Source organism: Cohnella boryungensis, from assembly GCF_042651945.1.
In the GTDB taxonomy this organism is placed as follows: domain Bacteria; phylum Bacillota; class Bacilli; order Paenibacillales; family Paenibacillaceae; genus Cohnella; species Cohnella boryungensis.
The window spans coordinates 18,141-38,846 of the sequence record NZ_JBHSED010000058.1 but is presented as its reverse complement, the minus strand read 5'-3'; the positions used below and the strand labels follow the sequence as shown (position 1 = coordinate 38,846).

Genomic DNA, 20,706 nt, shown 5'->3' with positions numbered 1-20,706 from the left:
CCTCATATGATGGAGTATTCTCGCTAGCCCCCGGGAAGGAAGCCTAGAAGCCTTCTCCGCGACACTCGCAAAGGTGGAAGGAGTACGAAGCATGTCCACCCCGAAAATCGACGTCCAAGTCATCAGCTCCGGCATCCTGTCCGACGATGTCTTGATGCTGGGGGAGTCGCTGATGAAGCAGTGCCGAATACCTGCCCAGCAGAGCCTAGCCTTGCAGTTCGGCTCGTTCCGCCACTCCGTTACCGTCGTGCCCGTTCCCCGTTACGAAGGCCTTCGGATCAGCCAGACGCTGGCTCGCAGAATGGGCATCTATTCGGGAACGCCCCTCCGTCTGCTGTACCAGGCGACTACTCGGACGCTTGCGCTTGGCCCTCTGATCGGCGTGCTTGTCAGCCGGGATCACCCCGGTCAGCCCGATAAGCCCTTCGGAGACATTACCCTGTTCTGCCGCGAATTGACGGATGCTTGCCGCAGCCAGGGCGCTTACGTGTATTTTTTCACTCCGAACGCCATCGGGTCAAGTTTCTCCTCCGTAGAGGGCTGGGTATACACCAAAGGCTGGCACAAAATGACGCTCCCGCCGCCGGACGTGGTCAACAACCGTCTCACGACCCGCAAGCTGGAAAATCTCCCGAATGTCCAGCAATTTATGGCGGAAATCAAACGGCGATTCGGCGCGCACGTATTCAACGAGAAATTTCTCGACAAGTCCGAGGTGTTCGATGCGCTTAAGCGGGACTCCGGTTTGCAGCGGTATTTGCCCGAATCTCACGCCCTGCACAATTACACGATGCTCAAAAGCATGTGCTCCCGCTACAGCACCGTTTTTCTCAAGCCGGTCAGGGGAAGTCTCGGCAAGGGCATCATCCGCGTATCCCGCATCGGTTCGGACAACTGGCAGGCCTCCTACGCCACCGTCGGAGGCACGAAACGCCAGAGCTTCGGCAGCCTCGTCAAGCTGTTCTCGACGCTCGCCGGCAAAATGAAAACCGTCCGTTATCTGATCCAGCAAGGCTTGAATTTGATCGACATTGGCGGGCGCCCGGTGGACTACCGAGCTTTGACTCAGAAGAACGCCAGCGGAAAATGGATCATTACCTCCATCGTCGCCCGAACGGCGGGGAGCCAGCATTTCGTCTCCAATCTCGCCAGAGGCGGGACGCTCTCGACCGTAAGGGAATCCGTCGCCAAATCCAATCTTCCCGTCCAGTTTCGGGGAGACGCTTCTTCGCGCCTATCGAAGGCCGCTCTGGACATTGCCCGCGGCATCGATACGCATATTCCCGCCCACTTCGGCGAGCTTGGCATCGATCTCGCGCTCGATACCGGAGGCCGGGTGTGGCTGCTGGAAGTGAACTCCAAGCCGTCCAAGAACGATAACACTCCACTTAAAGAAGGGAAAATCCGGCCTTCGGTGCGGATGATGATTCAATATGCCCGTTACATCTCAGGTTTCTAGCCTCCCTGTCCCCATCGGTTCGGACGTTGCGCTGGGCGTACTCGTCTGCGAGCGCCTCCGACAGCCTCCGTTCGCGGAAGCCGGCTTCATTAAGCGGCTCTGCCGAATCGGCCGCAGCCAAGGGATACGGCTATTCGCCTTTGCGCCTTGGACTTGGAGTCAGGAGGACGATACGGTCAGAGGCTGGAGCTGGGACGATCGGAACGAATGCTGGTCCTCCGGCCCTCGAAAGCTGCCGACAGTCGTCTACGACCGCTCATGGCCCGAGTCGGAAGCGGAGAGAAATCGGTTCCGTCTCGCCCTGCGCGCGATTCGGGACGCCAGGCGTCTCTTGTTTCTGAACGGAAGCTTGCCACATAAAGGCGGGGTGTACGAAGCTCTTATGCAAGACAGGGAGATCGCTGCCCTTCTGCCTCCTACAGCGCTTTACCGGGGGGCCGATTCTCTGGCCGCATGGCTTCGCAAGCATTGCGGCTCGGCATTCCTTAAGCCGGTTGCAGGCAGCCAGGGCAAGCGGGTCGTCGCCGTGTCTTCCAGGCAGGACGGCTCCGTTCTGCTGGACGGCAGAAACAGCCGCAACCGGCCGATCAGCCGTCGGTTCGACAATGAAGAAGGCGCATTGCGCCGGCTGGACGGCTGGATCGGCAGAAGGGCTTACCTCATGCAGCCGCTTCTGGACTTGAGGACCCCTTCAGGCAGTCCTTGCGACATTCGCGCCTTATTGCAAAAAAACCGCTTTGGCCGCTGGACGATTACCGGAATTGCGGCGCGTCTCGGGGCTCCCGCTTCCGTTACGGCAAATCTCCATGGAGGCGGAACCTCTGCCTCTGCAAGCGATACGCTGATTCGGCACTTCGGAGCAAGCCGTGGAAACGAGCTGCTGCGGGAAGTGCGCCGTTGCTCCATCATCATCGTCGACAAGCTGGAACAAACCTTCGGGCGATTTGCGGAAATCGGATTGGACTACGGAATCGAACGCAACGGAAAATTGTGGTTTCTAGAAGCCAACACCAAACCTGGACGCGCCGCAATGGATTCCGCAGGCCAAGAAGCCTCGATCCTTGCCGCGGAGCAGCCTCTGACCTATGCCAAATCTATTTTGCTTCGACCACCTGGGAGGGTAATTCATGAGTTTGACCATCTGTAACGTCCATTTCACACAGCAGCCGGAACGTATCGTATGGTTCTCCAGCCCGCTTGCGAAGCTGCTTAAGCTGGGCGGACGTAAATCGGTTAACGTCAAGCTCGGCAACGATGTCGTACCCGCCACCGTCAGGACGATTAAACGAAAAGGCAACCATATGTACATGTCCGCCGGGCTTCGTCGTTCCGTCCGGGTGCCTAAAACCGGCAACGTCTATCTGGCCAACGACGAAGGCGAGGAAATCCAGCTTGGACCGTTGATCGGAGTTCTGACGGACAGCGGCTCTCGTTCCTCTGCTGCACCGTTCGGGGAGAGGACCGGCTTTGTCCGGAAATTGCTTCAGCTCGGCCAGAAAAAGGCATACATGTTCGCCTTTACGCCCCGCGACATCAATTGGCATCAAGAGAAGATCAACGGCTGGTTTCTGGATGGCGGAGGCGGGTGGACAAGACGCATCGTGCCGCTGCCGGACGTGATCTACAATCGGCTGCCCAACCGCCGGGCGGAAACGGGCTCGACGATTACTTCTTTGCGCGAGCGTTTCGTACGCAAGAATATCCCTTTCTTTAATTGGAGCTTCTTTAATAAGTCGGACGTCTACAAGCTGCTGGATAACGATCCCGAAGCGCTCGTGCATCTGCCCGAGTCGGTCAATAGCCCTACCCCCGAGAAAATCAAGGAGCTGCTGGAAAAGCACCAGTTTCTCTATTACAAGCCAAGCGCAGGCAGCTTGGGCGCAGGCATCTACCGGCTGACCTACCATCCGCGCAGAGGCTACTTTATTCGCTACAGGCGCAGCGGCGGCAACGTGCTGCTTCGCTTCAGCACATTCGGCGGCTTGATGAAGATGCTAAGAGCGCGGCACGGCGGCAATCTGAGCCAATATGTCGTTCAGCAGGGCATTCGCCTGATCGAGATCGATAACTGCCCAATCGATTTTCGCTTTCATATGCATAAGGACGGGCGCAACGAATGGGTCGTCGCCGGAATCGGCGCCAAGAAAGCGGGACGAGGCAGCGTAACGACGCACATCAAAAACGGCGGATCGCTGATGACCCCCGAGCAGGCGCTAACGCGAACATTCGGAGCCAGATCCGACGAGGTGCTGAGAGAGGCAAAAGCAGTAGCGATCAAGCTGTCCGAGGCGATCGAGCGGAACTACTCCCATCAGTTGGGCGAGCTTGGGCTGGACATCGGCATTGATCGGGACGGAGAAGTCTTCATGTTCGAAGCGAATGCGAAGCCGGGACGCTCTATTTTCAAGCATCCCGCCTTGAAGGATCAGGGCAAGGCCTCCCTCGATTACATCTTGGAGCACTGCCTGTACTTGAGCAAATTCCGCAGGAGGGATGAATCTTGACGATTCCTAAATCTCACTTGCCGATGCTCAGTGCAGCGGAAGCGGCGGCCGACAAGCCGGTCGTCGCCATTCTGACCATCGAGGACGATCAGCAATTTTTTCGGGGGAACCGCGCCAATTTTGCCGATCTCATTCAAACGGGGCAGCAATTGGGCATCCCCACATATGTCATAACCGTCAAAAATCTGAAGCTTCAAGCCTCTCGCGTGCTGGGCTTTACGTTCCGCGAGGAGGACGAAACGTGGGTGCAAAGCTGGTTTCCCCGTCCGACCATCGTGTACAACCGGATTCCCCAACGGGAGGACGAGAGGCTTCCGAGGGTGAAGAAAAAGCTCGCCGCCTTGACAAAGCAGCCTGATATTCGCTTGTTTAACCGCCGTTTCTTCAATAAATGGTCGTTGTTTCAATGGCTGAACGCCAATAAGTCGACTAGCGCCTATATTCCGGAGACGAGAAGGCTGACCAACGCACTCGTGCTGAACGGTCTGCTTCGCAAGCACAGTCTGCTCTATTTGAAGCCGATTCGGGGCAAAGCCGGCGTCGGCATTATGACCGTCACGGTTCAGCCGGAGAAGAAGATGCCTTATCGCCTTCAGATTCAAGAAGAGAAGGGAAGCCGAACCTACCGTTCAGGAACGCTGAAGCGGCTATGGAACCGCGTTGTCCGGCAGTCCGACGTCCTTGGCGAGCCTTATATCGCCCAGCAGGGCATCCGGCTTGCTTCGGTGAACAATCGCCCGTTCGATCTTCGCGCGCTCGTGCAGAAGAACGGCCAAGGGCAGTGGGAGCTGTCGGGAATCGGCGCGCGGGTCGCCGGCGATTCCAGCATTACTACGCATGTTCCGCGCGGGGGATATATCGACGATCCTGAGAAGCTGCTCAACTCGATCTTCGGGCAAGAGACGGCCGGCAAGGTGCTCGTCAAGGTCAAGGGGACGACGCTCGCTCTGGCCAAGCAAATCGAGCGCTCTGCCCATTATCGGCTCTGCGAGATGTCGATGGACCTTGGCGTGGATTCGGACGGACACGTCTGGTTTTTCGAGGCGAATTCCAAACCGATGAAATTCGACGAGCCGCACATTCGCAACAAGTCGCTCGAACGCATTTTTCAATATAGTCTGTACCTTCATCGGAAGAAGCAGGAGAACAGAGGGGGCGCAGCCACTTGACGTCGATATCGGCTATCCGCCTCCGGGGCGCCTCCGGCTCCGCAATCGATCGCCTTGGCGGAGGTGAACCCCCATCGGACAGCCCGTACTCGGAATACTGACGCTGTATTTGAATGAGGCTAAAGCTCTCGAAGAACGGCCCATTTACGAGAAAATGACCGCTGAAGGCAAACGGATCGGGCTATCCGTTTATGTGTTCACGCCTCAGGATGTAGACGACGATGCAGGCAAAATCCATGCGCAGGTTTACGACCCGACTGCGAAAAAGTGGAGTCGGCGTTGGGTGCGTTTCCCGAACGTTATCTACGACCGCTGCCGCATCCAGAAGAGCTATCGCTTCGAGCAGCTGCTCGCTTTCCGCAAGCGATACGGACATCTTCATTTCTTGAACCGGCCGCTCCGCAACAAGTGGACCATCTCCCGCACGCTGGCGAGAATTCCCTCCTTCCGGCAGCACCTGCCGGTAACAAAGCTGTATCAATCGTCGGAGGATGTCGCTTCGCTTCTAAGGAGGTTCCCGACCGTCTATCTCAAGCCAATCAACGGAACGGGGGGAAGAGGCATCCTTCGCATCGACCGGGCGAAGGATGGCACCTTGCTGCTTCAAGGACGCAATCACTCTCGATCCATCGTGAAGCCTAAGCGCATTGCAAGAGGCAGTCTCTCCGCCGCGCTTGAAGGCTGGGATAAACGAGGCGATCGTTACATCGTCCAGCAGGGACTGAACATCAAGCTGCGAAGCGGCAGGGTGCACGATTACCGAATGCTGGTGCAGAAGAACAGCTCCGGACATTGGGAGCTTACAGGCTGCGCCGGACGGGTCGGTCCTTTGCGCAGCATCACCTCCAATCTTCATGGCGGAGGAGAAGCGGCATCGATGAATGCCCTGCTGCGCCAATCGATCGACAGCGAGGATGAAATTCGGAAAATTCGCGATACGGCGGAAAGGTTCGGCATCGGAGTTGCCCGGCATCTGGAAGCGACTTACGGGGCTCTGTGCGAGCTTGCGCTGGATTTGGCAATTGACCGCGATGGCCATATTTGGCTGATTGAGGTCAATCCGAAGCCGTCGAGAGAGGTGTTCAAGAAAGCGGGCGAGCGCGAGGTGTACCGGAGAGCGATTATGCGTCCTATTGAATACGCCCTGTGGGCCTATCGGGAAAAACGAGGCTTGAACAGCTCGAAATCCGGCTCGAACAGAAGTCATGATGCAGAGGATTGGAAGCCAACTGACGACGAGGAAACGGACCGCACCTACGACTCGCTCGGCTAAGATCGCTCAATGGCATTGCCGTATCGTCGCTTCCTGCGAATCTGGCGGCATTCTAGCGTACACGAGGTCTTTTCATATAATAAAAGCAGCAGGGCCGCGCGAGTCCATACTCCCGCGCAGCCCTGCTTCCGCTTCTTAGTTTAACCCGCGTGCCTATCCATCGCGCGCTGGACAGGCCTTCCTTCCCTCCAAACAGTAAGGACCGCTTATTCGCCTGCCTGCGGGAGCAGCTCCAGCAGCTCCGGGAATGCGCGAATCACCGCATCGGAGCCTTCCAGCTCGCCTTCGCGGCGGAAGCCGGCATAATCGCAGCCGACGACGAACAGGCCGTTGCTTTTGCCCGCTTCCACGTCCGACGAACGGTCTCCAACCATCCAGGCGTGTTCGATGCCGAAGCGATCGAGCAGCTGCCGTACCAGGTCCACCTTCGTCGCAGTCGCGAACTCTCCCGCGCTATACAGCGCTTCGAACTGATCGGCAATACCTTTAACGGCAGGGACCGCCTTTACATATTCCTCCAGGCCGTTGCTTGCCACGAACAATCGCACGCCTCTGCTCCGAAGCTCCCCGAGCGTCTCGGCAACGCCCGGATACAGTTGGCCGCAGCCCGATTCCAGCTCCTCCAGCTCATATTGCAGCATAAGCACGTTCGCCCTCTCGTGCGCCTCGGGCGACCCGTCCGGCATCACTCTGTGCCATATATCCGTCAGCAGCATACCCAGCGAACCCAGAAGCAGCTCGATGGGCGGCTGCGGCTTCTCGTACAGGCCCTCCTCGCGGAGCGTATCGAACACTCTTCGATGAACCGTCTCCAGCAGCGTCTCGGTCTGAAATAACGTACCGTCCAGATCGAAAATGGCGGCTTGCGGCAATTGACTTGCTATTTTCTCGTTCATATCGGTCTCCCCTGGATGTTTTACCTTCATCATACCTCATCTGACCGCGGTTCGAAAGAAACGCTAAGAAGAAACTCTCTGCATGCCTACCCTGCGAATGGAGATATTTGTCCACGCTAAACGCCTCCCGGCAACATACGTTGTGGAGTAGCCTTCAAGGCAAAATTCACGGAGTAGGTGTTCGTACATGCACATATTAATCGTCGCTCCCGAGCAAATTCCCGTTCCCCCTCTTCTGGGAGGCTCGGTGGAAATCTCGATTCTGGCGATTGCTAGACAGCTTGCACGCAGCCACCGCGTAACGATCGTCAGCCGCGCACATGCGCGATATCCGCGCCATTCTGTCATCGATGGCATTCATATCTATCGCGTGCCGACAGGAAGCCCTGCCGTGTACCTTTCCCATGTCATGAACTTTGTTCGGGGCAGACGCTTCGACCTTGTCCAGATCGACAACCGCCCGCGGTTCGTCATGCCGTTAAAGCGATTGTTGAAGAAGACGCCCGTATCCCTATTCCTGCACTCCCTGACCTTCGTCGGTCCTCCCTATGCTTCCAAAGCCGCTGCGGCTCAAGGGCTGTCCTGCGCCGATGTCATTATCGCGAACAGCTCGTCCTTGCAGCAGCAGCTTGGCGCCCGCTTTCCCGCATCGGCCGGGAAAATTCGTAAAGTGTGGCTGGGCGTGGACACGAAGCGTTTTGCCCCGGGCCCTGCCGCGAGGAAAGGACGCGCCTTTCGGCTGCTGTTCGCCGGAAGGGTGATTCCTCGCAAAGGCTTGCCTGTCCTGCTGAAGGCGGTGAAGCTGGCCCAGGCGGAATGCGGGCAGCCGATTCACACTCTCGTAGCGGGAAGCTCGACTCGCGCAGGCTATGTCGGCCGCATGCGATCGCTGGCGCGCAAGCTGCGCGTAAGCGCCCGATTTTTGGGCACGGTGCCTCATAGCCGCATCCACCGGGTTTACCGTCAAGCGGATGCGTTCGTCTGCCCTTCTCAGAAGCATGAGGCATTCGGACTTGTCAACGTCGAAGCCATGTCCAGCGGGCTGCCGGTCATCGCCTCGCGCAATGGCGGCATAAAGGAAATTGTCGACAACGGACGCAACGGCTATCTGATCCGCGATTATCGACGGCCTCGAGCGTTCGCGAAAGCGATTGTTCGGCTTGTCCGGGAGGATAGAACGCGCCGCCGAATGGCCCGGCAGGCCCGGCAGGATTGCCTGCGGCGCTTTAGCTGGAAGGTCTCGGCCAAGCGGCTGAGCGGGATTTACGCCGCAAAGCTTCGCAGGTAGACATCGTTGGCCAGCGAGCTCGACATCCGCTATAAGCATTGAAGGAGCGATCCCCGTGCAGGGAATCGCTCCTTATCCTTTTCCTTCCGTCACAGGCGTCCATAAGCTCTTGCATAGCGACGAATCGTACGGAACACCGCCGGATTGCTCAGCTTGCGGAAGATATAGGGATCCGGACGCGTATTGACTTCGATAATCCAGGGCGTAAGACTCCGGTCCAGGCCTACGTCTACGCCAACCTCGCGCACGCCCGTAAAGCGCTTGTGCATCGCCCTTCCGGCACGTTCGCCAAGCTTCTCCAGCTTGCGAATCTGCGAAGGAACGGCAGCTTTGCCCATTCGGCCCGACAGCAGTCGGCCTACGGACAACAGCCTGCCTCCGCTGTGATAATTGGTCACGATTTTGCGCGGAGCCGCGACGCGTCCGATCAGACCGGTCGTTTGCCATCTGCGGCTGGGATTCAATTGAACCATGACCCTCAGATCGAATACGCGGCCTTCATGCTTAAGCAAGCGAATGCCTCTCTGAATCAAATAGCGTTTGCCTCTCATTCCCCGCTCGAGCGCAACGGCCATTGCAGAGAAAGACGCGAACGAACGCAGCCTTCGGTCATGCTGAAGCCGATAGCGCATCCTTCTCCGTTCGACCCTCATGACCCCTATGCCATGCGTGCCCACGTCCGGCTTAACGTAGACCATCCCGAATCGATTCAGCATTTTTTCCAGCTCGGATCGCTTGTATCGAACGGTTTGGGGAATGATTCGCCTTAACGAATCACTGCCCATGAGCGCGCAGGTTTTTCTCCATTTGCTTCTGACATGCTGTGGCAAGCGGCACACTCCCTGAACTCAGTTTGCGGGATTTCGCAATCAGTGTATGTGCAAGCCTGCCCCAGGGGGACAAAAACAGGCGAGGGTACCGGACGCGCACGTGCTATGCGTTTAATTCCGACTTGAGGAAGGGTTGCCCCGCCTCCACCCTGTTGCGCCCTTGGTGCTTCGCCCGATACAGCGCTTCGTCCGCCACGCGGAATAATTGCTCGGCGTTGCTGGCGAAGCCGGGATAATGCGCCACGCCGACCGACAGCGTCACTTTATCGCCCGTCGGACTGTCGGTCTCCGCCATGAATTTGCGTATGCTTTCGGCGCTTTCGAGCGCGATCTCGAAGCTTTCGTTAGGCACAAGAACGACGAATTCCTCGCCTCCCAGCCGACAACAGGCATATTCGGACTTCAGCAATCTTCGCATGCTAATCGCGAGAAACTTAAGCACCTCGTCACCGACATCATGGCCGTACGTGTCGTTGACTCGCTTAAAGTGGTCCAGATCCAGAATGATGATGGAGAACGGGCTGCTCTTGGCAATCCAGCTCGCGATGAAACGATCCATCGTTCGGCGGTTGAAGAGTCCCGTTAACGGATCGGTCTGGGCTTCCTGGGACAAATGATCGAACTGGTAGCGGAAATGCCGGACCGCTCTTCCGAAAGCCTTATGCAGCTCGTTGGCCTCGTAATTCAAAGTATGAATTTTGGGCAATTGATCCATATTGCTGTTGGTCGGGGCCAGCATAGACGCGAAATCAGCCAGCTTGGCAAGCGGTTCCGACAGCTTGCGGATAATCCAGTAGATCGCGAACAGGAAAATCAGAAGCGCGGGCAGCATGTAAGCCAAAATGTTAACGACCAACCGGCTCGCGGAATCCAGGACAACCTGCGTCGGCGTCTGCGCAACGATCCCCCAGCCCGATTCCTTGATATAGGAGAAGCTGGCCAGCATATCGATTCCGCGGGAGTTGATGACTCGCTGGGCCCCGCTCTTCCCGGCCATCAGCTGTTGAACGACAGGATTGCCGACGACGTTCTCGCCGATCCGATCGGCATCCGGATGATAGAGCAAGATGCCGGTCGAGCTGGTCACGTAGGCATAGGAGCCGTCAGCCCGATTGGCCTCGCTGCCGAGCACCGTCTGAAAAATATTCGTCTCGTGCAGTCGGATCGAGCCTCCGAGATAACCCATGTAATTGCCGGAAGAATCATAGAGCGGCTCGCTGACCATCACAATAAGCTTGTTGGTCGCGGCGCTGACGAATGGCTCGGAAATTAAGGGCCGCTTTTCCTTAAGCGCCTGTCTGGTGCCGTCGGACAGCAGCACGCTGCCGATCTTGCTCTGGGATTCGCCGGTCGCCTCAAGCAGGACGCCATTCTTGTCCAGAATAAAGACCGAATTGAAAGAAGGCTTCGTTTGCTGGAAGAGATCAAGCTGCTCATGCAGATCGGGCCTGGAGAGATCCTTGGAAAGATACTGTCCCATCACCGCAAGGCTTTTCTTCATATCTACGAATATTCCGTTTGCGGTGTCCGAAATCTTCTCCGAATACATTTGATTGAGTTGAAAAGTCATCCTCGTAAGCGATTTTTTCTCGCTTTGGTAAGCAACCATGGAGCTGATTGCAACCGTCGTAAGAACGGTCAAAAAAACAAGCGCGTTGACGGCATATCTAAGCTTAAAGCCCTTCTTGAGCAACATATCCATGACCCCTATAGTCCTCTTGTTAATCCTGTTGTTATTTTCTATTTATTCGACAAATATCTACAATCCCCTGTACAATTCCAAAATCTATTTATTTCCTTTGGCCTATATGTACAAAGAGGGCGCTCAAAGCGCCCTCTGCTTCGTGCACAGCGTTATTCCGCCGGGGGAGACTTCTTATCGATGGAGTTGTCTCCTTGCGCCAGTTTGCGCAGCCATTGATTCACGTCGACGCCGGTAAGCGCCCCCACCGTCTCGGGCATCTTGGCCAGCAGATCCGTCACGTAACCCGTAACCTTGCCTGCCCCGCCGTTCGCGCCGCTTCCGCCGCCGTCGACGATGACGATCTTCTCCGTCTTCGACAGCGGCTCCGCGATCGCCCTGGCGATCTCCGGAAACTTCTCGACGATCAGCTCGATGACCGCCGCCTCGCCGTATTTGCGCAACGCATCCGCGATCTTGTCCTTCGCCTCCGCCTCCGCTAGACCCTTCAGCCGAATGACGTCCGCTTCGGCGGTGCCCTCCGCCCGCTCCTTGTCCGCGTTCGCGTTACCGGCGAGCCTTACGGCCTCCGCCTCGGCTCTCGCCTTGGCCTCGATCTGGTAGCGGTCGGCTTCCGCTCGCTGCTCCTGGGCAAATCTTTCGGCTTCCGCCTGCTTCTTCACCGTCGCCACCAGCTCGCGTTCGCGGCGATCGATTTCCTTCGCTTCCAGCTCGATCTGTTTTTCCCGCTCTATGACCTGAATCTGCATTTCCTCGGCCTTAACCGACTGCATCGTGCGGGCCTCCTGAAGCTTGTAGGCTTGATCCGCCTCTGCCTTCTTCATGTCCTGCTCTTGCTTAAACGCCGCCTTCTTCACCTCCATCGCCTTGTGCGCTTCGGCGATGTTGGTCTCTGCGGTAAATTCCGCTTTCTTGCCGTCCTCGAGCGCTTTCGACTTCGCCACCTGCTCGTCCCGGAATGCGTTCGCTTTAGCGATCTCGGCATCCCGCTTCACGGAGGCGATCTGCGGCTGCCCGAGCGCTTCCAGGTAGCCGTTCTTATCGCGCACGTCGCGGATCGTGAACGATACGATCTGCAGCCCCATCTTATTCAAATCGCTTGCGGCTACCTCCTGCACGTTCCTGGCGAACTCCTCGCGGTTTTTGTAGACATCCTCCACCGTCATGGTGCCCAGAATCGCCCGCAGATGGCCTTCCATCGTCTGAGTCGCGATGCTCTTCAGCTCTGCCTCGGGTTTGCCGAGAAATTGTTCGGCGGCCGTCGCCATCGACTCCTGGTCGCCTTTTATTTTGATTTGCGCCACTCCGTCTACCATTACCGGTACCCCGTGCACCGTATAGACCTCGGGCGTATGTACGTCAACCGTCTGCACCTGCAGCGACAGGAAGGACGCATTCTGCACGACCGGCCATACGAAGGTGCCGCCTGCCTTGACGATCTTCATGCCGTCCCGGGTCAACGCCCCCGTGACGATCATCGCTTCATCCGCCTTGACGGTGCGATATCTTGAAGCAAATACAATGATAAGCAAAATAACGACGATAGCGATGCCGGCAGGAATATAAACCGTTGAGTTCAGCTCCATATCCAAGGTCATCTCCTTTGCAATGGGAATGATGTTCAGACTTTCTCTACGACGAAAGTGCCCGCCATTTCATCCACGATCCTGACCTGGGCTCCTTGGGGGATCGTTGCATCCTCGATCGCCTTGGCGGGAGCGCTGTGCCTCGTTCCGCCTTGCTCATATACGATTTCTCCCATTCTCAGAGCTTCAATGGAGATAATCACTTTAGCTTCCAGGCCGATCATCTCCTTGGAGGATTTCGCCGTTCCCTTCTGGGCGGCTTGAAGCGGAATCACAACCATGAACAGAACGATAGAGGACACTCCGATAGCCGCGAGCAGCGATAAACTTGCCACAGGAACGGGCGTTAATCCGGTGTTGCGCAGCAGCATGTACCCGACTCCGCCGAACACGGTTAGGAAGGTCGCGATAATCGTCGGCGATAGGAAAGGCAGCTCTCCCGCGTGCATCTCCAAACCGAATACATCACCGACAACAGCCGACAAAATCGCGTATCCCGCCCCAATGGCGAACAGCACAATCATCATCGTTTCCAACTCGGGTCGCACCTCCTGACTCCATCTTGGCCTTACTTCTAGGTAATACGGCTCAGGGCAGGAAAAGTTTCCTTCATCTTACAATTGGGCAGCTTAACGTTCTCTTTTCATCCTATCATACTGTTGATACTTTTTGACAAATTACCCAAACTCTCTTCGCCAGAATTGCATTCATTGTAACAATCGGATGAAAGAGGTGATCTCCTAACATGTCTCGATTCAACAAGCAAAAGCGCCTTCGGCGTCCTCTTATGCCGGTGAAGCTTTGCGGAGACGATTCAGGTAATGATAAGCGTGAAACTGATAAATTTTGTCTCGTACAAAAAACCTGTCAGATCGACAGGTTGAACAGGTTCAAGCGGGACCGCTTCGGCTGGGTATCCGGCAATTGGAGCGGCTATGCCGTCTCCGGCCAAAAAGGGGCGTTCCGTCGAGTATCCGCGGAATGGACGGTGCCTTTCGTGCTGCCCGCGTCCGGCTCCGCTTATTCCTCCGCATGGATCGGCATCGACGGCTTCCGCAACAGCAATCTGATCCAGACGGGAACCGGCCACGATCTCATTCAAGGAAAGCCGCTCTACTACGCCTGGTGGGAAATCCTTCCCGCGGCCGAAACCGTCATTCCCTTGCCGGTTCATCCCGGCGACCGGATTCGAGCGGCCATCGTCAAGCGCAGCGGCTCCAACTGGCTGATTTGTCTAAGAAACATGACGCGGGGCTGGATCTTCCGTACGCTGCAACGCTATGCAGGACCCCGGACTTCCGCCGAATGGATTGTCGAAGCGCCGCAGCTCGGAGCCTCTATCACGCCGCTTGCGCGCATCAGCTCCGTCGCCTTTCGGAGCTGCCGTGTCAACGGCGGAAGCCCGAAGCTTGCCCTGTCCGATGCGGGCATTATGGTGCAGAACAATCGGGTTGTCTCCGTTCCCTCTACCCCCAACAAATCCGGTGACGCCTTCATTGTCAGAAGAAGAACCTGAGGCCCCGCTCCTGGCTTCATATCTTATCGACGATGCCGAACCCGAGCTTCGAATCCCGGTCAGGTCGCCGGACTAGTAAACCTTCTTATGCTCCCTGTCGTCCTTAAGGATTTCGACCGCTTCCTTGAAACGCAAAGCATGCACAATCTCGCGCTCCCGCAAAAATTTGAGCGAGTCCTGAATATCGACGTCGTCGGTATAGTCGATCAGCCACTGATACGTCGCTCTGGCCTTCTCCTCCGCCGCGATATCCTCGTACAAATCGGCGATCGGATCACCCTTGGCCGCTATGTAGGCGGCCGTCCAGGGCACGCCCGCAGCGTTGTTGTAGAACATCGCCCCGTCATGGTTGACGAAATTCGCTCCCAATCCGGCAGCCTCCAACTGCTCCGGAGTCGCGTCCTTGGTCAGCTTGTAGATCATCGTCGCAATCATTTCCAAATGCGCAAATTCTTCAGTTCCAATATCTGTAAGAAGACCGATTACTTTGTCCGGAATGGTGTATCGTTGATTCAGATATCGCAGAGCCGCCGACAGCTCTCCGTCCGCTCCGCCATACTGTTCGACCAGATACCGTGCCATCCGAGGATCGCACTTGCTTACTCTGACGGGATATTGCAGCTTTTTCTCATAGATCCACATGTCCAAGCCCCCTCCTTATACTTGCCAAGGCCACGGAGTCTCGATCCATTGCCAGGGAAAGCGGCTGTAGCTGAGGCCGAATTGCAGCAATGGACCGTATTTCATTTCGAATTCGCTGGCAATCTGTCGCCGTCTCTGCGAAAGCTGGTTGAACTGCTGGACCGCCTGCATGTCTGCTGGATGGGTATCCAGGTACAAGGTCAGTTCGACCAAAGCAAAGTCCGTCCTCTGAAGCTCCAGAAGCTCCCGGCAGTATGCCTCGTCATCCCTGGCATGCTGCGCGGGGAACCCCGAGCCCTGCGACGGGCTTTTGCCCTGCTCGTTCCTTGAGCTTCGCTCATGGCGCTCTCCCCGGTCATAGCGCTCCATCCTCTCGCTGCGTTCCTCGCGGTCGAATCGCTCAACCATTCGCTTTCCCCCCCTTCACCGCTCGTCTGGACGGGTAAGAGCTGTACAAGGCCGGCCATAGCGTACCGCGTTCGAGCGCCTCCTCCAGCGAAAATTGCGGCAGATTCATGGGCTGAAATACGATGTATTGGTTGGGCGGGACGACAAACCACTTCACGCGGATGGGCGGGCAGGGATCATGCGGGCCGACATAAGGCGTCCAGCTCCGCCATTGAGCATCGTTCATCCGGCTACCTCCTCTGTATCCATCGATGAATGCACGCTTTCCGTTCGGGGATTCCGCGCTTCCGGCCAGAATCCGGACCGTCCGGCGTCGTTTACATTTTATTGCGGCAACGGGTCGTCTCATGACGGGAATTCGGATTTTCCGGCCGATCGCATCAAAAAAAAGCCCGCGTATCGGCGCGAGCCTTACTGTCCAAGCCTTATTGGAACTTGATTTTGAAGTCGAACAAGCCCGCTTTGCGCATCGCCATGAACAGGATGACGGCGATCGGTCCCAGGAAGACCCCGATAACCCCGACCAGCTTATAACCGACATACAAGCTGATTAATGCGGACAATGCGCCGATGCCTACCGCATCCCCGAGAATTTTCGGTTCGACGATTCGGCGAACGATCGTAATCACGAGGAACAACAGAATAAGTCCGATGCCGGTGTACAGGTCCCCCGTCACGATCTGGTAGACAGCCCATGGCACAAGAGCCGAACCGACCCCCAGAACGGGAAGAATGTCCACGGCCACGATCAATAACGCAATGGCAAGCGGATAACCGGTTCCTATGATCAGCAGCCCGGCGAACGACAGCACATAGGTAATGACGCTAAGCAGCAGTTGAGCGCGAAGAAAGCCGAACACGGACCTGCGGAGACTGTTCAAGACCTCCTCTACCTGAAGCCGAGATTTTTCCTCGAACAAGGATAAGAACGAGCTCTTCATAACCGGCAAGCTCAGCGAGAAGAGATATACGGCGACGAGGAAGACGATAAAAAAAATAAAGAAATCGGGGATGCCGGAAGCGAAGCTGAACAGCATGCCGGAAATTTTCGTCGACAGCTGCCCGAGCGCGGCCATCGCGTTGGACACCCAATCCTCCAGCTGATTCGGCAACGGCGCGGTTCCGCTGTCAGAGTAAGCCTGGGCTCGTTCGATCCACGTCTGGAAATAGTAGTCGGCGTTCTTCAGCATGGCGGGCATCTTATCCAGGAAGGCCCTCAGCTCGCTGACGAGCTTCATGCCGATCAGCCCAAGCATGCCGAGAAGGAGAACCGTGAAGAGCGTGCTGGAGAGGGTGGACGCGGCGAGCCGATTCATCCGCGTTCTGTTCATGAGCAGCAGCGTCAGAGGCTCCAGGAAGATCGCGGCCACAAGCGCCAGAAGGAACGGAGCTCCGACTGTAAACAGCAAGTACAAAAACGCAAGCGATACGACCATAAGCACCAATACGCGTATCGGCACGGTCTATCCCCTTTCTCCCGCTCCCCGCTATTGCTGCTTTTCTTTCGATGCTCCGGTAGAAGCCCCGCCGTCTACGACGGTGATTTTGTTTTTGAAAATATGAACGCGCTGCACCCTTAACCGCTCCGTCTGCGCGATCTCGAACACATATCCCTCGTGAATGACCTTCTGGCCCTTGGATATATTGCCTTCGAGATGATTGAACAGCCAGCCGCCGATGGAGTCGACCTCTTCGTCCTCGATCTCCAGATCCAGCAGATCGTTCACGTCTTCAATAAGCATACGCCCGTCCACGGACGTTAATTCCCCTTTTACGACGACTGTAGGAAGCTCATCGTCGAATTCATCCTGAAGCTCCCCGACAATCTCCTCCAGAATCGTCTCGGCAGTCAGCATGCCCGCGGTTCCGCCGTATTCATCGATGACGATGGCCACCTGCGATTTTTTGCGCTGCATGAGCCTTAGCACCTTGCTGACCTCCATAGACTCGGGAACGCTGAGAATGGGTCTTAGAAAATGCTTGATGTCATGATCTTCATCCGGGTCCGCCGTAAGCAAATCCGTAATATGTACGAATCCGATAATCTGGTCCTTGTCCTCCAGGCCGACCGGATAACGCGTATGCTTCGTAGCGTATACCTGCTTCATGTTATCCGCATAGGACACGTTCGCGAATAAACAGTCCATGTCCGTTCTCGGCAGCATGACCTCGCGGGCCACCCGATCGGCAAATTCGAACACATTATCAAACAACGTCATTTCGTCCTTGTCGATAATGCCGCTTTTGGCGCTTTGATCCATCAGTATCCGGATTTCTTCCTCCGTATGCGCCGTGTCGTGCTCGCTGGCCGGCTCGACTCCGATCAGCTTCAGCAAGCGATTCGCTGTGCCGTTCAGAAACCAGATGACAGGCAAGAACAGCCTGTAGAACATAAGCAGCGGCCACGAGAGCCACAGCGAGACGCCTACCGACCTCTGGATGGCGAGCGACTTGGGCGCAAGCTCCCCGAGCACGATGTGCAGAAAAGTAATGATGCAGAACGCGGTGGCGAAGGCGATCGTGTGAATGACCGTTTCGTCCGTTACGCCGAATTCATGCAGCAGCGGCGAGATAATCAAATCCGCGATCGCAGGCTCTCCCACCCAGCCGAGTCCAAGGGAGGCGAGCGTAATGCCCAATTGCGTCGCCGACAGATACGCGTCCAGCCTTTGGTTGACCTTGAGCGCATACTTCGCGCGAACATTGCCCTCGTTGTTCAGCTGCGTGAGCCGGGATTGCCGAACCTTCACCAGTGCGAATTCCGAAGCCACGAAAAATCCGTTAAGAAACACTAAGAACAGTACGAGAACAATGTTCCAGAAAATTAAATCCCATTGAAGTTCCAAGTAGATCGCGCTCCTCCTCTTTCTCTCCGCGGGTCAGTCGCTTCGCGAAGAGTTACGGGAATGCCTGTCTTTTCGTAAAATCGACGCCGCGATAATACATATCGGACACCAGCAGGTTTGGACCGCAGCAGGAGGCCGTCGGACAATGGCAATTAATCGCTTGCTGCATCGGATGCTCCTGCCACTTGGCAAACACGTCGTCCAGCTTCTCGCCGCGGATATTGCCGAACGGGGGAATCGCGGCAAAGTCGGTCACATAGACGTCGCCGCTGAACAGATTGACATTCACCCGATTTCTTCCATCCGGATCGTTGCGGACGGTCACATTCGCTTCTTCCTTCAGCCGGCGGAGCAATCGTCCCTCCTCGGCATTGTCGTTGCAGGCGTAGAACGGCAGCGTACCGAACAGCATCCAGATGTCCGGGTGACGGACGTCCAGCAGCGCGTTCACCGCTGCCAGCATCTGCTCGCGGGTAATGGACGGCAGACCCGACGCGAACGAGCTGGGATACATGGGATGAACCTCATGGCGCACACAGCCCATCTCGGCAATCAGTCGGTGAATATCCGCGATTTTGTCATGCGTGCGATAATTGATCATCGATTCCGCCGAGACGAATAATCCGCCCGCGGCCAATCTGCGCGCATTGTCGATCATTCGCTCATATAGCTTGCTTGTCGTTTCCAGGCGCACGCTTCGGCCCGTACGGGCAAAGCCGACCTGATGAAAATCTTCCGCCTGCGTGTAGTTAAAGGATATGTGCATGACATCCAAAAAAGGCGCGATCAGCTCGTATCGTTCGAAATCCAGCGTCACATTGGAGTTCAGTTGCGTACGGACGCCCCGTTCCCGGGCGTACTTCAGCACCGGAAGCAGAATGTCGCGAACCGTCTCCAGACGGAAGGTAGGCTCCCCGCCCGTCATGCTGATCGTCTCCAGATGCTGCACCTCGTCTAATCTGCGGAAAACAAGATCGAGCGGCAGATGCGGCGCCTCCGACATCGTCAGACTGTCGCCTACGGCGCAGTGCTCGCACCTCATGTTGCACAGATGGGTCACCGTCAATTCAACGCTCGTCAATTCATGGCGTCCGAAGCGCTGCAAGGACCGGATCGGGTCCCAGGGATCATAAGACGGCGAGAGGACCTTCCAGTCGCTCGGCGGCGAATATGGCCCCCGGTCCGTCGTTGGGGTTAAGGCTTGTTGCATGTTTCATGCTCCTGTCGTTCTATACGTTGCTTATATTGTAGCGGTCGAAGAGGATAAAAACAAACCTCCCTCTCCCGGAAGTCGAAACAAGCTGCCCGCCAAGGGGGCAAAGTTCCTCCTGTGCGTGCAGCCTATGGGTTTAGACCGATATCATTTTCTTGTTCTCGGCATCCAGCTCAATACTCGTAATCAGGACGTTCAGATGCGTAGACAGATCCAGATCGTACGGCGCCTTCAGCTCGATGCCGTACTCGTCCGTCAGCACCCGGATAATCGGACGATGCGCGCAGGTGGAGTTGATATCGCATACGACGGCGCTCTGTCCCGTACTCAGCTTGACCGTCATGCCGATCGGATAGATCGCGACCTTATCCCGGAACAGCTGAAGCATGGATGTCTCGTACAAAGTGCCGCTCCCGGAATACAGCATCTCCACCGCCTGATGGGGTAACATGGCTTCCCGGTACACCCTTCGGCTGGTCATGGCATCGTAGGAATCGACGATGCCGATCCATTTTGCATACTCGTGAATTTCGTCTCCCTTAATGCCTCTCGGATATCCGGTGCCGTTCAGCCTCTCATGATGCTGGAACGCGCAATGCGCCGCAAGAATGGGGATATTCGGCTCATCCTTCAGCAGATAGAATCCCCGGTCGGTATGACGCTTCATCTCATCGAATTCGTAATCGGACAGCGCTCCCGGCTTCTGCAGCACCTGCATGGAGATTTGCGTTTTGCCTACGTCGTGCAGCAGGGCGCCAAGACCGAGGGTAACCAATTCTTCATGCGCGTACCCTCGCGCCATGCCCAGCAATGTCGTATAGACGCACACATTCATCGAGTGCATGTATAGATAATGGTCGACCATGTGCAGATTCATCAGCATAATCATCGCGTCCTTGCTTCTGCCGAGATCCTCCATGATCAGGTTCATCACTTCGCGCATTTTGCGACCTATGTAAGGGTAGCTGCCCGATTTGTTGCGATTAGGCGTATTATTGATCAAGTCCCGAAACGTCGATCGGATCGTCTGGAGCGTCCGCAGCTGCGTTTCATCGCTTAGCAGCTCGGGCAGGAGGATATCATCCGTTCGGTGATCCTGCAAGTATAAGAAGCTGATTCCGCATTCTCCTAAGCGACGGATCAGGGTAGCAGTTAGCTCGACGCCTTCAGCCAATAGCACAATGCCATCGTCGGAGTAGATTCTCTTGGCCAGTCTCATGCCGGGTCGGCAAAGAGAAATCGGCATCATGCGCATTCGTAATCTTCCCCCTTGGATGTCTGGATCGGGTCTGAAGGCATTATTTCTATACCATTACATCGGTAGCCTTTTCCCGTTATTGAAGAGTGGATTGAGGAAAAAATTCAATCGTCCCG

Annotated in this window: 19 protein-coding genes; 7 read left to right on the top strand and 12 right to left on the bottom strand. The window is 56.3% G+C overall.

Features of this window, described 5'->3' with window-relative positions:
* Nucleotides 1–91: 91 nt before the first annotated feature.
* From ACFO1S_RS21875 to ACFO1S_RS21855, 5 genes are all read left to right on the top strand, one after another.
* Nucleotides 92–1,459, top strand: coding sequence for a YheC/YheD family endospore coat-associated protein (locus ACFO1S_RS21875; RefSeq protein ID WP_204601818.1), 1,368 nt, complete (start codon nt 92–94; stop codon nt 1,457–1,459).
* Complete coding sequence (locus tag ACFO1S_RS21870) at nt 1,434–2,606, top strand: YheC/YheD family endospore coat-associated protein (protein ID WP_204601819.1); 1,173 nt, start codon at nt 1,434–1,436, stop codon at nt 2,604–2,606. Before ACFO1S_RS21875 ends, ACFO1S_RS21870 begins: the two co-directional genes overlap by 26 nt.
* Nucleotides 2,587–3,963, top strand: coding sequence for a YheC/YheD family endospore coat-associated protein (locus ACFO1S_RS21865; RefSeq protein WP_204601820.1), 1,377 nt, complete (start codon nt 2,587–2,589; stop codon nt 3,961–3,963). Before ACFO1S_RS21870 ends, ACFO1S_RS21865 begins: the two co-directional genes overlap by 20 nt.
* Nucleotides 3,960–5,132 (top strand): YheC/YheD family endospore coat-associated protein, encoded by a 1,173-nt coding sequence (locus tag ACFO1S_RS21860; protein WP_378127581.1) that lies wholly within the window; start codon nt 3,960–3,962, stop codon nt 5,130–5,132. Before ACFO1S_RS21865 ends, ACFO1S_RS21860 begins: the two co-directional genes overlap by 4 nt.
* A gap of 154 nt (nt 5,133–5,286) precedes the next feature.
* Nucleotides 5,287–6,405 carry a YheC/YheD family endospore coat-associated protein gene (locus tag ACFO1S_RS21855; protein WP_378127580.1) on the top strand — a complete coding sequence of 373 codons (1,119 nt, stop codon included), beginning with the start codon at nt 5,287–5,289 and terminating at the stop codon, nt 6,403–6,405.
* Between the two features lie 206 nt (nt 6,406–6,611).
* Here ACFO1S_RS21855 and ACFO1S_RS21850 read toward each other — a convergent pair whose 3' ends face one another.
* Complete coding sequence (locus ACFO1S_RS21850) at nt 6,612–7,301, bottom strand: HAD family hydrolase (RefSeq protein ID WP_204601821.1); 690 nt, start codon at nt 7,299–7,301, stop codon at nt 6,612–6,614.
* Nucleotides 7,302–7,488: 187 nt separating this feature from the next.
* Here ACFO1S_RS21850 and ACFO1S_RS21845 point away from each other — a divergent pair, with 187 nt between their 5' ends.
* Nucleotides 7,489–8,589 (top strand): glycosyltransferase family 4 protein, encoded by a 1,101-nt coding sequence (locus ACFO1S_RS21845; protein WP_204601822.1) that lies wholly within the window; start codon nt 7,489–7,491, stop codon nt 8,587–8,589.
* Nucleotides 8,590–8,678: 89 nt separating this feature from the next.
* Here the strand turns inward: ACFO1S_RS21845 and ACFO1S_RS21840 are convergent, their stop codons facing one another.
* The 4 genes from ACFO1S_RS21840 to ACFO1S_RS21825 form a co-directional block, all read right to left on the bottom strand.
* A complete protein-coding gene (locus ACFO1S_RS21840; protein ID WP_378127577.1) occupies nt 8,679–9,419 on the bottom strand; it encodes a YheC/YheD family protein in 741 nt (246 codons plus the stop codon).
* 103 nt (nt 9,420–9,522) lie between these two features.
* Complete coding sequence (locus ACFO1S_RS21835; RefSeq protein ID WP_204601823.1) at nt 9,523–11,115, bottom strand: sensor domain-containing diguanylate cyclase; 1,593 nt, start codon at nt 11,113–11,115, stop codon at nt 9,523–9,525.
* A gap of 158 nt (nt 11,116–11,273) precedes the next feature.
* A complete protein-coding gene (locus ACFO1S_RS21830) occupies nt 11,274–12,707 on the bottom strand; it encodes a flotillin family protein (protein ID WP_204601824.1) in 1,434 nt (477 codons plus the stop codon).
* A 35-nt stretch (nt 12,708–12,742) separates the two neighbouring features.
* The gene (locus ACFO1S_RS21825; protein ID WP_465251303.1) at nt 12,743–13,234 is read right to left on the bottom strand and encodes a hypothetical protein; all 492 of its coding nucleotides are present in this window, start codon (nt 13,232–13,234) and stop codon (nt 12,743–12,745) included.
* A gap of 353 nt (nt 13,235–13,587) precedes the next feature.
* Here ACFO1S_RS21825 and ACFO1S_RS21820 point away from each other — a divergent pair, with 353 nt between their 5' ends.
* Nucleotides 13,588–14,223 carry a G1 family glutamic endopeptidase gene (locus tag ACFO1S_RS21820; protein WP_378127576.1) on the top strand — a complete coding sequence of 212 codons (636 nt, stop codon included), beginning with the start codon at nt 13,588–13,590 and terminating at the stop codon, nt 14,221–14,223.
* Nucleotides 14,224–14,295: 72 nt separating this feature from the next.
* Here the strand turns inward: ACFO1S_RS21820 and ACFO1S_RS21815 are convergent, their stop codons facing one another.
* The 7 genes from ACFO1S_RS21815 to ACFO1S_RS21785 all read right to left on the bottom strand — a co-directional run bounded on the left by ACFO1S_RS21815 (nt 14,296) and on the right by ACFO1S_RS21785 (nt 20,587).
* A complete protein-coding gene (locus ACFO1S_RS21815; RefSeq protein ID WP_204601827.1) occupies nt 14,296–14,865 on the bottom strand; it encodes a manganese catalase family protein in 570 nt (189 codons plus the stop codon).
* 15 nt (nt 14,866–14,880) lie between these two features.
* A complete protein-coding gene (locus ACFO1S_RS21810) occupies nt 14,881–15,234 on the bottom strand; it encodes a spore coat protein CotJB (protein WP_204601951.1) in 354 nt (117 codons plus the stop codon).
* A 31-nt stretch (nt 15,235–15,265) separates the two neighbouring features.
* The gene (locus tag ACFO1S_RS21805) at nt 15,266–15,499 is read right to left on the bottom strand and encodes a spore coat associated protein CotJA (RefSeq protein ID WP_204601828.1); all 234 of its coding nucleotides are present in this window, start codon (nt 15,497–15,499) and stop codon (nt 15,266–15,268) included.
* 199 nt (nt 15,500–15,698) lie between these two features.
* Entirely contained in the window at nt 15,699–16,733 is a 1,035-nt protein-coding gene (gene ytvI, locus ACFO1S_RS21800; RefSeq protein WP_204601829.1) for a sporulation integral membrane protein YtvI, read from the bottom strand.
* 27 nt (nt 16,734–16,760) lie between these two features.
* Complete coding sequence (locus ACFO1S_RS21795) at nt 16,761–18,119, bottom strand: hemolysin family protein (protein WP_378127574.1); 1,359 nt, start codon at nt 18,117–18,119, stop codon at nt 16,761–16,763.
* A gap of 52 nt (nt 18,120–18,171) precedes the next feature.
* Nucleotides 18,172–19,329 (bottom strand): radical SAM/CxCxxxxC motif protein YfkAB, encoded by a 1,158-nt coding sequence (gene yfkAB / locus ACFO1S_RS21790; RefSeq protein WP_204601830.1) that lies wholly within the window; start codon nt 19,327–19,329, stop codon nt 18,172–18,174.
* A 139-nt stretch (nt 19,330–19,468) separates the two neighbouring features.
* Nucleotides 19,469–20,587: an HD-GYP domain-containing protein gene (locus tag ACFO1S_RS21785; RefSeq protein ID WP_204601831.1), complete on the bottom strand. Its 1,119-nt coding sequence runs from the start codon at nt 20,585–20,587 to the stop codon at nt 19,469–19,471.
* Nucleotides 20,588–20,706 lie beyond the last annotated feature (119 nt).